We start from the raw sequence: 13,414 nt of genomic DNA, 5'->3' as shown, positions 1-13,414 counted from the left end.
TGCTTACGCCTTGTCCAGTTTGCCGACCAGTGACAGCGTGAAATCGGCGCCCATGTACTTAAAGTGCGGCCTTACGTTGAGGCCGACGCGGTACCAACCCGGTTCACCTTCCACGTCACTGACCACAATCTTCGCGGCACGCAGCGGACGACGGCCACGGACTTCGGCACTTGGGTTCTCCTGGTCGGCCACGTACTGGCGGATCCAGTTATTGAGCTCACGCTCCAGGTCCGTGCGTTCTTTCCAGGACCCCAATTGCTCGCGCTGCAGAACTTTCAAATAATGAGCCAGGCGATTGACGATCATCATGTAAGGCAACTGGGTGCCGAGCTTGTAGTTCAGCTCTGCATGCTTGTCCTCGGCGCTGTTACCGAAGAACTTTGATTTCTGCACGGAGCTGGCGGAGAAGAACGCGGCATTGTCACTGCCTTTGCGCATGGTCAGGGAGATGAAGCCCTCCTCGGCCAATTCGTATTCGCGGCGATCGGACACCAGTACTTCGGTCGGGATCTTGGTTTCGATTTCGCCCATGCTTTCGAAGTGGTGCAATGGCAGGTCTTCGACCGCGCCACCACTTTGTGGGCCGACGATATTCGGGCACCAGCGGAATTTAGCGAAGCTGTCGGTCAGCCTCGTGCCGAACGCGTACGCCGTGTTGCCCCACAGGTAGTGCTCGTGGCTGTTGGCAACGGTTTCCTTGTAGACGAACGACTTGGCCGGGTTCTCTTGCGGATCGTATGGGTTGCGCAATAGGAAGCGCGGGACGGTCAGGCCGAAATAACGAGCGTCTTCCGATTGACGAAAGCTCTGCCACTTGGCGAATTGCGGGCCTTCGAAATGATCTTTCAGGTCCTTGAGGTCCGGCAGTCCCGTGAAACTCTCCAGGCCAAAGAATTTCGGACCGGCCGCAGCAATGAATGGCGCATGGGACATGCAGGCGACACTGGACACGTACTGCATCAATTTCACGTCCGGCGAGCTTGGGGACATGAAGTAGTTGGCGATGACCGCGCCCACCGGTTGCCCACCGAACTGGCCGTACTCAGCGGTGTAGATATGCTTGTACAGGCCCGACTGCATGACCTCAGGCGAATCCTCGAAGTCGTCCAGCAAATCGTCCTTGGACACATTGAGCATTTCTATCTTGATGTTTTCGCGGAAGTCGGTGCGGTCCACCAGCAACTGCAAACCGCGCCACGCCGATTCCAACGCCTGGAATTGCGGGTGGTGGAGGATTTCGTCCACCTGGCGACTGAGCTTGGCGTCGATCTCGGCGATCATTCGGTCAACCATGGCCTTCTTGACCGGCTCGCCGCTGTTTTGCGACTTGAGCAGCTCTTCGATGAACGCAGACACACCGCGCCTGGCAATGTCATAGGCTTCATCGTCCGGAGTCAGACGGGTCTGGGCGATGATGCTTTCAAGAATGCTGTAGTCCGCGTTGTCCTGGCTCTGCTGCTGTACTGCATGGGTACTCATGTTTCGGCTTCCTTGGCTGAAAGAAATCAAGCGCTTTTTGCTGTGGTGTCCAGGCCCAGCTCATCCAGTACTCGGCGGCGGGAGTCGTCATTGGCGAGTACGCCTTCGATGGCTTTACGAAATGCCGGCGTGTTGCCCAACGGCCCTTTGAGTGCCACCAGCGCCTCGCGCAGCGCCATCAGCTTGCTGAGTTCCGGTACTTGCTCGACCAGGCTCGCCGGATTGAAGTCTTTCATCGAGTTCAAGCGCAGCTGTATAGGCAGCTCCTCAACGCCGCTCTCTGCCTGGAGACGATTCGGTACGCTCAGGGTCAGGCTCAGCTCTTGCTTGGCCAACACTTCGTCGAAGGTCATTTTGTCGATGCCGATCGGCTTGCGATCCTCGACCTTGCGTTCATCCAAGCGGTGGGTGTAATCACCGATCGCCAACAGTTTCAACGGCAGTTCAATGTCTTCCTGAGCACCGCCGGTGGCAGGCTTGAAGGTAACGTTGATACGTTCCTTAGGGGCGACCGAGCCTTCTTTGGCCATGATTTTCTCCTTCTTTCAATTTGGGACCCGGAGGCCTATTCAATGACCCGTTCCAGATCGAGGTGACATAACCTGCGATGGGTCTCTTCCTTGCATTCACGTACAGAGTGGTTTTGTGGCAACAACTCGCAGCAGCTATGCAACAGGTGCAGCACCTGCAGCTCCAAGAGCGGCTCCCAGGCATTCAGGCCTGCGTTTCGTAGCGTCTGATCGAGGGCCTCCAACTGGACCTTGGCGAGTTCGTATTTCCTGGCCGAAAAGCACACACGAGCCAACGCGAAGTGCCAAAGAAATCGCTCGCGCGCTCCATTGGCGCTTTGCATGCCTTGCCTGAGCAACTTAACGGCGGGTTTGAGACCGTCGTTGCGCAGGATCGCCTCGGCTTCCTCCAGCGCCCCTTCCCAAGGCGCAAGGTTGTCGGGGACATCGGCCGTGGGTGCCGCGCCGGGGCTCTGCAGGTGAGGCTTGACTTGGGCAGCGATCCAACCCCGGGTGGCCGGATCGGCGAACGGCGTACCGTCATGCCAGCGCAATTCGATAATGCCCGGCAGGCGCTGGATGAATAACGCAAAATGGACTTCCAGTTCCCGCATGGCCAACTCGGCGTTCAACCCTTGCAGGCATTCCCAGGCCAGCCTCTGGCCATCGAACCAGAACGGTGCCGTCGCCAGGCTCGCCTCGATCTCCACAAGCAGGTCTGCGTAATCACCCTGCTGGAAACGATCTTGGTAAACCTTGAGTTTGTCCGCTGGCAGGCCGCGCAGCTGGGTGACCTGCTCGGCATTGCGCTCGGGCAATACATCGATGGCCAGCCAGAGCATGGTGCGATTCAGGCGCAGGGCACGAGCGTCAGTCGCTTTTTGTTTGAGCCACCAGGCGCATAACGGACGCGCACCCTCCTGCTGGGCGCGCAGCGCTTTGTGGGCTTCTTTTTCGTTTTCGATAGGAGTGCCGGATGCGAGCAGCTGGGTGGCAACCTGCTTTACCTGAGCCACAACCGTTCCAATGGCGCCAGGCTGCGGCCGGTTTCCGGTGGCTCGCTGGATCATACTGTCGAGGCGCCGACACAGCGGCAGCAGCAGAGGTGCGTCGTCACCCAATTGGGCGGTGCAAACAGCGTCGAGGCTCTCCATTTGTTCCGCGAGATGGCGGAACATCGGCAACTGCTCCTTGATTGCAATGTCATCGCCGAACGCTTGTTCCAGGCGAGGCAACAGCCAATTGATGCTGGCGGCACGGGTTCGATTCTTGAGCGGGTGGATGTCCAGCCAATGGTGCTTGCATAAGTGCTGCAAAAGACCGAGACCCGCTAGCAGCCCTTGGAACGACTCTCGCTGATACAGCGCCCAAACCAGCCAAGCCACCACACGTAGATCCTTCGACTGGGTCCGCAACAGCACTTCGCTTCCCTCAAGGACCTTCAACCAGTCGACCTGACCACTTGCGTGCATCGACCGGGCTTTGCCCACCTCGCTTTCCAATACTTCGTATTCATTTGAAAAACGCACGTCCGCACCCGCAAAACTGTCCTTGGAAACGGGAGTCTTGGCGAGCATCAAATAATGGACGGACAGATTTTCGGAATACGACATTTACCCCCCTGAAAGTTCGGTGTGTGGCGTGGGTTGTTTGGACGGCATGGTTATTCAAGGTAAATATTCAGCTTCGCTTGTAGGAAATTTCGCCAAATACAATCCAGCCGCCTCGCCCCAAACGCTCACCGCTCTCTTACCTGCCGAACGCCGCGAAGAATGCCAAGGTTTCCAGAATAAAAAAGTAGGAGCTTTCCTTTTTTTAAAGAAACAAAACCAAATGGAGCCCAAGTGAAACTTCCCACGTCGAGCCAGTATTGGAGATATTGGAATTTACCTTTCAAAAAATGACAAAACGCTTCAAATTATTTCTGTCGCAATCTCTTTGATCCATGAAGAAGATTCCTACATCCCTTTCCTTTTTTACCGGTGCCTACGCGATCATCCGTCAAGTCTGCTTCAATGGAATCAGGAGCTAAAGCCACAACCCAAGGACGTTCGCCATGTTACCCACCTTTGATCTGTCCAACTTCCGCCTCACGATCCGTGACCTCACGCACGACTTCCAAGTCCTGGCCTTCGAAGGTTCAGAAGCCATCAGCACCCCCTATTCATTCGGCATTGAACTTGTCAGCGAACGAAGGGATATAAACCTGGAACATTTATTAAACAAACAGGCCTTTTTAGCATTTGATAAACAGGGAAGCGGTGTTCACGGGGTGATTTATCGTGCTGCGCAAGGCGATTCAGGTAAAAGGCTGACTTATTACACAATAAGATTAGCGCCACGCCTGGCTTACTTGGAGCACCGCATCAATCAGCGAATTTTCCAACAGGCCAGTGTGCCGCACATCATCACGTTGATTCTCAAGGAACACGGCATTCTCACCGATGCCCATCGCTTCCAGTTAAGTGCGAGTTATTTGCCTCGTGACTACTGTGTGCAGTATCACGAATCCGACTTGCACTTCATCGAGCGCCTGTGTCATGAAGAAGGCCTGCATTATCACTTCCAGTACAGTGAATCGGACCATCTCCTGGTATTTGGTGATAACCAGACCGTATTCCCTCGGCTTGAGCAGCGCACTGTTTATAAACACGGCAGCGGCGGCATGGTTGACGACGAGCCGGTCATCCATCGATTTGGCCTGCGACTGGAGACCCGGACCAGCCGCGTCACGCGCCGTGATTACGATTTCGAGAAGGCGACATTCCTGTTGGAGAGCAGCTGTCAGCCCGGCGTCGAAAACGTTCAACCAGACCTGGAAGCCTATGACTATCCGGGCGACTTTACCCAGCAAAAACGCGGCAGATTATTGAGCCAGAGAGCCCTGGAACGCCATCGCGCCGACTACCGCCAGGCCGAAGGAAAGAGTGATCAGCCAGCATTGAGGACGGGGCACTTCCTGACATTGAGTGAGCACCCTCGCCAGGAGTGGAATGATCTATGGCTCCTGACCGAAGTGCATCACGAAGGCAAACAGCCGCAAGTGCTGGAGGAAATCACTCCCAGTAACGCTGGCGAGGCTGAAGACCGCTTCAATCAGGGCTATCGCAATCGCTTCGTTGCCACGCCTTGGGACGCGATCTTCCGTTCGCAGCGGGTCTATAAGAAGCCACGTATATCCGGCAGTCAGACCGCAATCGTCACCGGCCCCCAGGGCGAAGATATCCACTGCGACCGGTATGGCCGGGTCAAGGTCAGGTTCTTTTGGGATCGTGCGGGACACGTCGATGACGGCAGCAGTTGTTGGTTGCGAGTGGCCTCCAACTGGGCGGGTAACAGCTACGGGGGCACCACGATCCCGCGGGTTGGCATGGAGGTATTGGTGGCCTTCATGGAAGGCGATCCCGACAAGCCGTTGATCATCGGATGCCTGACCAATAGCGCCAATGCCTCGCCCTACCCGTTGCCTGCGCACAAGACCCGTACTGTGTTTCGCTCTCGCAGCTCACCGGACGGCAAGGGCTTCAACGAGCTGCATCTGGAAGATCGCGCAGGCCAGGAACTGATCTATGTGCGAGCTCAGCGTGACATGGAACAAAAAATCGAAAACGACAGCCGATTGGAGATTGGCAACGAGCGACGGGAAACCATCAAGGGCAACAGCATCACTGTCCTGCACGCCGAAGAGCATCGGACCACGGCCGCCGACCGCACGGTCCAGGTCGAAGGCAATGACTACCTGCGCGTCGCCAACCGCCACACCCATGTCGATCAGACACTGGCCGTCGAGGCCGGGCAGCAAATTCATATCAAGGCAGGCGCTCATGTGGTCCTTGAAGCAGGCGCAACCCTCAGTTTGAAAGCCGGGGGCCAGCACATCGTGATCGATCACAGTGGTATCTACAGCAGCAGTGAAATCCAACTCGGCGGCGCCCCCATGGCCGGCGCCACTGCCTCATCATTCAGACCCGGTTTGACCGATCCCTTGGCGGCCCCAGCCCCAGTATTCGCTCCCACTCAACGCGCGCTGATAACAGCCAGCAAAGCAGCGGGATTGGACTTTTGTCCGATCTGCGAGGCCTGCCGCGAGGGTCTCTGCCTAATGGAAGTCGCCGCCGCATGACTCGCTCACTCCCCCATCAATGGTTGATCGAACAGCAACGCCTCGGCCACGCCCTGTGCCTCGTCCTGGACTCAGAACATGAGCACCCCACGCGCCAGACATTGCTCAAGAACAGTCGTCCCGACCAATACTTGAGCGTGTACGGCCAAACGCTGGTTGCTGACCTCGCTGACGCCGGCCCCTTTGTCTTCACCTTCGATAGGCCCGGCGACGAACACATCAATGAATTGCTCGACCGACCGGACAGCCACTGGGGGTGGTTTGCCAGCCTTCCCAAAGGGGCGCTGCCTACGCTGGTGGAGCACTGGCGCGAACGGCTGATCATCGGCGAGCGCCCCCATCAGGCGTTGTACCGCTTCCATGACAACCGTGTACTGTCCCGGGCGCTCAAGCACCTGTCCGTTGAAGCCTATCCGGCCTACCTCGGGCCAGCGATCAGTGTCTGCTATTGGCAGGGCCATCATTGGTCAAGCACGCATAACCCGGCGCCAGGAACCTATCCGGTGCCTGATTCGCCTCTTTGGCTGCAGGTGCCCGTTACCCCGCAGCAAGCGATGCAGGTTCGGCTCCTCAATGCCCGTCGCTTCCTGTTGGCCGAGCATGTCCAGGCCTTCGCAACACTGGCCGAGCAACAAAACCCGGAGGCGTGGTTGCGTGTCACGCTCGATCAGGCCGAGGCCTGGCATTGGCAGGCGTCCGAGCAGTTGGAGTTTTTATTGACCCAGTACCTGCAAGCACCCGCCCAGGCGCTGGCGCCGTATTGGCAAGTACGTTCAGCTGAAAGCCCCGACGAGCATTTTGAACGGGTGCGCCTGATGGCAGCGTTTTGGCAGGGAGATACGCCGGCATGAAACAGGCTTTGTGCATTGCAAGTTTGAGCGGCCTGGCGATGACGGCAGGTTGTGCCAACACACAGCCGAACACGTTTACTTTTACGGCAGATTTACCGCGTGACTTTGCCTACCAGGCAGCGGTGTACTACGTGCCCGCCCCAAGCGAAACCTGCACCGTCGAGACCCGGTATAACAAAGCGCCGGTATTCAACAGGGAGTGGCGTAAGGCATACAAACCCGATTCCGAAATCGTTATTCGCCGAACCCGTATGGGTTGCCCGCTGGTGATCAGCCGCATTGAGCTCGAAATCAACTCCGCCTATGGCGAGGACTGGAGCGATATCAGTCAAGACTCAGCCAACGTCGTGATTCGCGATGAGCTGGAAGCGCAATACAAAGGCACGTTCAGCGAAGCGGGTGAAAGTACTTTTTACGGCCAATGCCAATGGTTGTTCCGCACCTCAGGCAAGCCCCGCATTCTAAGAAAAATCCTCGACTGCAAAAAAACCAACCCACAAGGCGAGCTTGGGCGTGGACGTCCTTTCTCGGCGTACACCCTTGATCAGCTACCGGGTAAAACCGTGAGGATGAAGATCAAGTTGGCCCGCGAAGAGAGGCCCTACATGGGTGATACCTGGGTGAAGGTACCCAACGGCTGGAAACGCTGCATGGGCGATAACTTCGAAGATCCATACGCATTTTGTTTCGGTAATTACAAAGACTTCAGCGGTTTTCAGATGCCCGATGGGCGCAAATGCACTATTTACCCCGGTTGTACGGAATAAGGAGATCGCGTATGACATCGTTTCAAAAGGAATTGGAGTCGAGGCTAAGCAGTCGCAATTTGGCCTGTCCTGTCGGGGGTAGATGGACCAGTTTTCAGCTCGTCGATGAGTTTGGTTCTGGCGAGCCCTATGCGGGACTGGCCTATATGGCGACCGATTCGGAAGGACAACAATACTCAGGCAACCTGGATGCCATGGGCATCGGCAAGGTCATCAACCACTACGCAGGGCCGCTTGCCCTTGCCTTTGAACAACCGTATCAAGGGCAGGAAAAGTTTTATATCGAGCTTCAACGTAGAACTCACTACCCTCTCCAAATCACCGAACTACAAGTCCGCGCCGAGCAAACCCGCTACCTGAACCCAAACGCCACACGCACCCGGGAAAATCCCGCACAAGCCTGTGCAGACGATTACTTCCAAGTGGAAGTACGGCACTTGGTCAAGCATGTCGCGCACTTGCCCCCCGAGGTGTACCGCCATTACCCAGCCCCTTCGGGGCCGGCACGGCTGATGGGTGAACATGGCAAGCTCGGCGTAGCGCTGATGCCGCAAAAACACACGGTGTTGGAAGTTCGCCCGTTGCGCGCCTTGCGCCCCATGCTGTCCACCGCCCCTGAATTCTGCGCGCTCAACTTGTATCAACTGGCGCTCATGTCGACCTTGACCTACTGCCCCTTCGGGCAAACACCTGACAAGGCTCCGATAACAACGCCGCCGAGCTTCACCAAGCAACCAAGCGTGGGCAATTGGTTCGCGGATGCATTGGCCAAGTTCGAAGAACTCGGGGAGTTCTATCCGGAACAGACAAAGCCCTATTACCCGCTTTATGAAGACGTGCCCTACTCCAAACGCCTGGAGATCGTGCCGTTCGACCCAGCCCTCTACGCGGTCAACGATCCGGAATTGGGTGCACATCAGGAACATCCCGCCAAAGTCCATTTTCTCGATGACACCGACAAGCAAGAAAGCACCGACACCCAGGCCTACATCACCCACAACGACGAACTGATCCTGATAGCAGTACGTGGCACCCAGCAAACCGCCGACTTCCTGCGCGACGCCGATGCGCTCCAAGTGCCGTTTGAAGAAGGTGTCGGCCAGGTGCATCAAGGGTTCTATGGTGCCGCCAAGAAAACTGCGGCCTTCGTGACGAGCTATCTGGACAGGTTCTACGCCGGCCAAAAACTGCTGATATGCGGCCACAGCCTGGGCGGCGCGGTGGCGTTACTCCTTTCAGAAATGCTGCGGCGCAGACCAGAAGGCTACACCCTCCAGCTTTACACCTACGGCGCCCCTCGCGCCGCCGACGCCACTTTCACAAAAAACGCCGAAGCCTTGGTGCATTACCGAATGGTCAACCACAACGACCCGATACCCAGCGTCCCCGGCAGTTGGATGAATACCAAGAGCGATGTTTATGGCACAGGGTTGGCCCTTGCATTCGCCAACGTACCGGTCGGCCTTTCCGTGTTCGTCGCGGGCATCACTAACCTGACGGGCGAGCGCTACGAGCACCACGGCATTTTGCGGCACTTCCTGCCGGTGGAGTTCGATCGCAAGGAGCGGTCTTCAATCCTGTGGATGCCCCAGTGCGACACCATCACCCAACACGCCGCCTGCGAGGTGGCCCTCAAGCATAAACATGGCTTGCCGAACCGCCCGGCATTGCTGGCCCAACTCATCCAGACCGGTGATCACTTCATGGTCCCCAGCTACATTCCCGCTTGCTGGGCGACCTTACGCCGCTGGCAGGAAGCGCAAACCCGCGGAAGCACGCTGGCAACAGAGCGCGAATATGATTGGGTCGATCGGGCTCTGACACGCATTACCCAACAGCTGCGGGATGAAGAGCGTTACCTGGCGGGAAGGGGCGCGCCCAATGGGCGTAGCGAAAGCGCCGTCAACATTGCGCTCATCCGCGAGGTCGACAAGATGCACAACACCCGTGCGCGCCTGGCGACGCTGCGCACCGCGTCGGTCAGTGAAAAAGATGTCTACGGGAGTTTGTCGGAACAACCTGAGCAATTGGCACAAAACCTGGTTCGCTGGCAGGCGCATCCGGAGAACAGGATGGCGGAGCAGTTGGCGATGGCGCCGGCCATGGATGACGACGGGGAATTGATCCGTGGTGGTCACGGGTATGCCATTGGCGAACCGTATACGCTGGATCTCGATTTCATCATCTGATCGGTATGGCGGCCAATACGACGGCTGCGCCGCCGAGCGGGAGCAAGCTCCCTCGCCACAGGCCGTGCGTGCCTTCAGATCGGGTGAGCATGTGCTGGCGCCATCGCGAGCAGGCTCGCTCCCACAGGGGATTGGCGGTGGGTGCCCATTTTGTGGCGAAGGGATTCAGTGAAACGTCGCACCGCCCCGCTGGGCTGCGCAGCGGCCCCAAAAAGGCGGGCACATTCTTACAGAAAAACCGCTGCGCCGCCGAGCAAGGGCAAGCTCCATCGCCCCGATTCCTGGGCATTACCAAGGCTTGTTTATTCTCCCGCCGCAACGCTTCCACCCAGCTACGCATCCTTGCGCCATTGCCTACAACTACGCCAGAATCCGCCCGCTTGTGCGCCTTGCCCATGGGTTCTATCGTTTCCCTGCCACTGCCCATCAGTGGTCGGGTTTAGTAGCCCGGGGTTGTGTCAGTAGGATGCATGAGCTCTCCGTCCAAGCAGGTTCCTACCTGTCTTTGATGGTGGCTGTGCGCAGGGCGCTTCGGCGCGCCGGCAATGCTGATCTCCCCGGTCTACTAACCTGCGTACAGCCGCCACCCTTCTTTTAGTAGGGAAGAGGTTGCGGCTTAACCATGGAGTATCAGCACATGTTCAAGCCAACACCAAATCCCCCCGAAGCAGATCGCAGCTCTACGTCCACCAAATCCAAAACGAAGAAACAAGACGAAGCAGAAAGGCGCGCCTTGGATTATTACCTGCAACCGAAACCGGAAAAGTCCGAAGATGCATCCAAACCGGACCAGCTCTTCACCGTGTCAAAAAACGCCGACAACGAATGCCTGCTCGCCAACCTCAGCGAAAACCTGGCATCCGCCGACGCGATGATCAGCAACCTCGCCTTCGACTTGGAAGGCCCCCGCCGCCACATTGCCCTTGGCATTCAGCAACTGATCGAGATGAGTTCATTGCTGGCCAGCCGTGCGCTGGATAACGTCGACCCTCGCTAGCCGCAACACCACAAACCCGTGGCGAGGGAGCTTGCTCCCGCTCGGCGGCGCAGCGACCGCAAGATTTTAGGGCCGCTTCACGCCCAGCGGGAGCAAGACTCCCTCGCCACGGGTTGTAAGGCGCGTCTGACGGGTTGCTCAGCCCTTCCGCCAAGCCACGCTGCCTTGCGCCTTTGCCTACAACTACACCGGAACCCGCCGACTTGTGGGCCATACACTCAACCCCTATCGTCTCCTCGTCGCTGACATCAGCGAACGGCTTGGCGGCCAATTCGTCAGTAATTGCTGAACACTTTAAGCATCACATTCTTCTAGAGGGGGTGCGAAAAAAGTTGATATCAAGGATTTGGAAGTGGGGAAAGTTATACGGCGCAAATATGAGGAATGGCGGGCTTATGCCTGTGCGGCCCGCACAGCTTCCAACGAGCTATTGACGTTGCTAGCACAAGAACCAGCAGATCCTGAACGAGCGTCTGGTGTTGATTTTGCACTGGTGCGCTTCGGCAACATCGATGCTGATGCGCTCGAACAATTTAATCTATGGGAATCAGACCATGGTTTCCCCTGGCATGACTCTCCAGAGGTCATCAAAAGCGATGCCCGACATCTTGACCTTGCGCTGTGGTACGGGAATCTACTGTGCGGTCTATGCTTCGCCACACCCAGCGGCAAACGCACCGTTGTACGGATCAAGCTACTGGAAGGCCATCCCAAGCGGGAGAGTGGTTCACACCCGTTGAAGAGAAGAGTCATCCAGCTTTGCGTGCTTGCCGTTACTCAGTACTGCAAGATCATTGGTGCGGAACTCATTGAAATAGATAGCCCGTTACCCGGCGCAGTCCCTATATACGTCGAAAATGAATTTCAGATGGTAAACGGTGCCCTTGTGTTGACTCTTGATGAGTAATAGCATCATTCCAGAGGTGATCGAAAAATGAGCAAATTGAAAGCAACCCAACGCGGGAAGGCCGGCAAACATAAAGGGCAGGACAACTTTGACTGCTTGTACGTACGCGGCTTGCGCAAAGCTCGTGTCACAAGCTCAATGGATTTGCGGATACTCGACCGCATCCGTCGTGGGTCCTCCGATGAGCCTGATGGTGCACTCGCAGGCTCGCGCTTGGTCAAGCTATCTGCCAGCGCGTAACCCCCACAAAGTAAGCATTAGGCGGCCCATCGGCCGCTTTTTTATTTAGCAACTGGCAACAAAAAACGAAGCTGGCTTTCAAGCTGGAAGGCTCGCTTCAGCACTTCTTCGCTACCCCATCATTATATGGCCTCAGATAGCCTTGGTCCCCAACGCCCCGAACCAGCGCACACCCGCGCCAACAAGGGGCGATTTACGGTCAAACCTTTTGGCCATTTCGATCCCCTTTTGGCCTCTCCTGCCGTTCTCTGAAACGCCTCCCGCCGCAAGACTGTGTTCACACCGACCAGCCATGCGGAGAACAACAAAATGCTGACGATCTACTCAGACGATCACCACCTGCACCACGGCCGCTGCGAGTTGATGGACGGGCAGTTGATGCCTTGCTTCGAGATGCCGTCCCGGGCCGATCATGTATTGGAGCGGGTCAAGACGCAGGGGCTGGGGCCGGTGGAGGCGCCGCAGGATTTTGGCTTGGGGCCGATCCAGCGTATCCACAGCGCGGCGTACCTGGAATTTTTCAAAGGCGCCTGGGACCGCTGGGCCAAGTACAACCGCGACGGCGATTTGTTGCCCTTCACCTGGCCGGCGCGGACCTTTCGCACGGTCATCCCCACCAGCCTGCACGGCCAGTTGGGTTATTACAGTTTCGACGCGGGCGCGCCGATTACCGCCGGCACTTGGCAGGCGGCCTACAGCGCCGCACAAGTGGCTCTTACCGCCCAGGCGGACATCCAGCGCGGTGCGCGCAGTGCCTTTGCGTTGTGCCGCCCGCCGGGGCACCACGCCGCTGGCGATTTGATGGGCGGTTATTGCTACCTCAACAACGCGGCCATCGCCGCCCAGGCCTTTCTCGACCAGGGCCATAGGAAGGTCGCGATCCTGGATGTGGATTACCACCACGGCAACGGCACCCAATCGATTTTCTACGAACGCAGCGATGTGTTGTTCGCGTCGATCCACGGCCATCCGGAGGCGGAGTTTCCGTTTTTCCTGGGTTATGCCGATGAGCTCGGCGAGGGCGACGGTGAGGGTTTCAACTTCAACTACCCTTTGCCAGCCGGTTCAGGCTGGGACACCTGGAGCGCGGCGCTGGAGCAGGCCTGCGGGCAAATCCGCGGCTACGACGCCGATGTCATCGTCGTGTCCCTGGGCGTGGACACGTTCAAGGACGACCCGATCTCGCAATTCAAGCTCGACAGCCCGGACTACCTGGCGATGGGCAAGCGCATCGCGGCGCTCGGCAAGCCGACGCTGTTCGTGATGGAAGGCGGCTACGCGGTGGCAGAAATCGGCATCAATGCCGTGAACGTTCTTGAAGGTTTCCAAAGCGCCCCATGAGGAACAACAGC

At 57.5% G+C, this 13,414-nt stretch carries 11 protein-coding genes; 8 read left to right on the top strand and 3 right to left on the bottom strand.

The genetic code is table 11. The features are described from left to right. Positions 1–3: 3 nt before the first annotated feature. The 3 genes from tssC to tssA are packed head-to-tail and all read right to left on the bottom strand — an operon-like array spanning position 4 to position 3,601. Positions 4–1,479, bottom strand: a complete 1,476-nt coding sequence (tssC, locus tag HU767_RS15800; protein ID WP_186729945.1) for a type VI secretion system contractile sheath large subunit — start codon at positions 1,477–1,479, stop codon at positions 4–6. A 26-nt stretch (positions 1,480–1,505) separates the two neighbouring features. Next, positions 1,506–2,009 (bottom strand): type VI secretion system contractile sheath small subunit, encoded by a 504-nt coding sequence (gene tssB, locus HU767_RS15795; RefSeq protein ID WP_186709579.1) that lies wholly within the window; start codon positions 2,007–2,009, stop codon positions 1,506–1,508. Between the two features lie 35 nt (positions 2,010–2,044). After that, positions 2,045–3,601, bottom strand: coding sequence for a type VI secretion system protein TssA (gene tssA / locus HU767_RS15790; RefSeq protein WP_186729944.1), 1,557 nt, complete (start codon positions 3,599–3,601; stop codon positions 2,045–2,047). Between the two features lie 37 nt (positions 3,602–3,638). Between tssA and HU767_RS15785 the strand changes: the two genes are divergently transcribed. The 8 genes from HU767_RS15785 (at position 3,639) to HU767_RS15750 (ending at position 13,403) form a co-directional block, all read left to right on the top strand. Beyond that, the gene (locus HU767_RS15785) at positions 3,639–3,836 is read left to right on the top strand and encodes a hypothetical protein (RefSeq protein WP_186729943.1); all 198 of its coding nucleotides are present in this window, start codon (positions 3,639–3,641) and stop codon (positions 3,834–3,836) included. Positions 3,837–4,044: 208 nt separating this feature from the next. Further along, positions 4,045–6,111 (top strand): type VI secretion system tip protein VgrG, encoded by a 2,067-nt coding sequence (locus HU767_RS15780; protein ID WP_186729942.1) that lies wholly within the window; start codon positions 4,045–4,047, stop codon positions 6,109–6,111. After that, positions 6,108–6,962 carry a DUF4123 domain-containing protein gene (locus HU767_RS15775; protein ID WP_186729941.1) on the top strand — a complete coding sequence of 285 codons (855 nt, stop codon included), beginning with the start codon at positions 6,108–6,110 and terminating at the stop codon, positions 6,960–6,962. The genes HU767_RS15780 and HU767_RS15775 overlap by 4 nt, the downstream gene beginning before the upstream one ends. Continuing rightward, positions 6,959–7,729, top strand: coding sequence for a hypothetical protein (locus HU767_RS15770; protein ID WP_186729940.1), 771 nt, complete (start codon positions 6,959–6,961; stop codon positions 7,727–7,729). Before HU767_RS15775 ends, HU767_RS15770 begins: the two co-directional genes overlap by 4 nt. A gap of 11 nt (positions 7,730–7,740) precedes the next feature. Then, entirely contained in the window at positions 7,741–9,918 is a 2,178-nt protein-coding gene (locus tag HU767_RS15765; RefSeq protein WP_186729939.1) for a lipase family protein, read from the top strand. A gap of 637 nt (positions 9,919–10,555) precedes the next feature. After that, positions 10,556–10,915 carry a DUF6124 family protein gene (locus HU767_RS15760; protein ID WP_186709599.1) on the top strand — a complete coding sequence of 120 codons (360 nt, stop codon included), beginning with the start codon at positions 10,556–10,558 and terminating at the stop codon, positions 10,913–10,915. Between the two features lie 352 nt (positions 10,916–11,267). Continuing rightward, complete coding sequence (locus tag HU767_RS15755) at positions 11,268–11,822, top strand: hypothetical protein (protein WP_018611688.1); 555 nt, start codon at positions 11,268–11,270, stop codon at positions 11,820–11,822. 549 nt (positions 11,823–12,371) lie between these two features. Beyond that, entirely contained in the window at positions 12,372–13,403 is a 1,032-nt protein-coding gene (locus HU767_RS15750) for a histone deacetylase family protein (RefSeq protein WP_186729938.1), read from the top strand. Positions 13,404–13,414 lie beyond the last annotated feature (11 nt).

The organism is Pseudomonas sp. SWRI179, assembly GCF_014268705.1.
GTDB lineage: Bacteria > Pseudomonadota > Gammaproteobacteria > Pseudomonadales > Pseudomonadaceae > Aquipseudomonas > Aquipseudomonas zanjanensis.
Note: the sequence above shows the minus strand (reverse complement) of the source record. Positions and strands in the feature narration are given on the sequence as shown.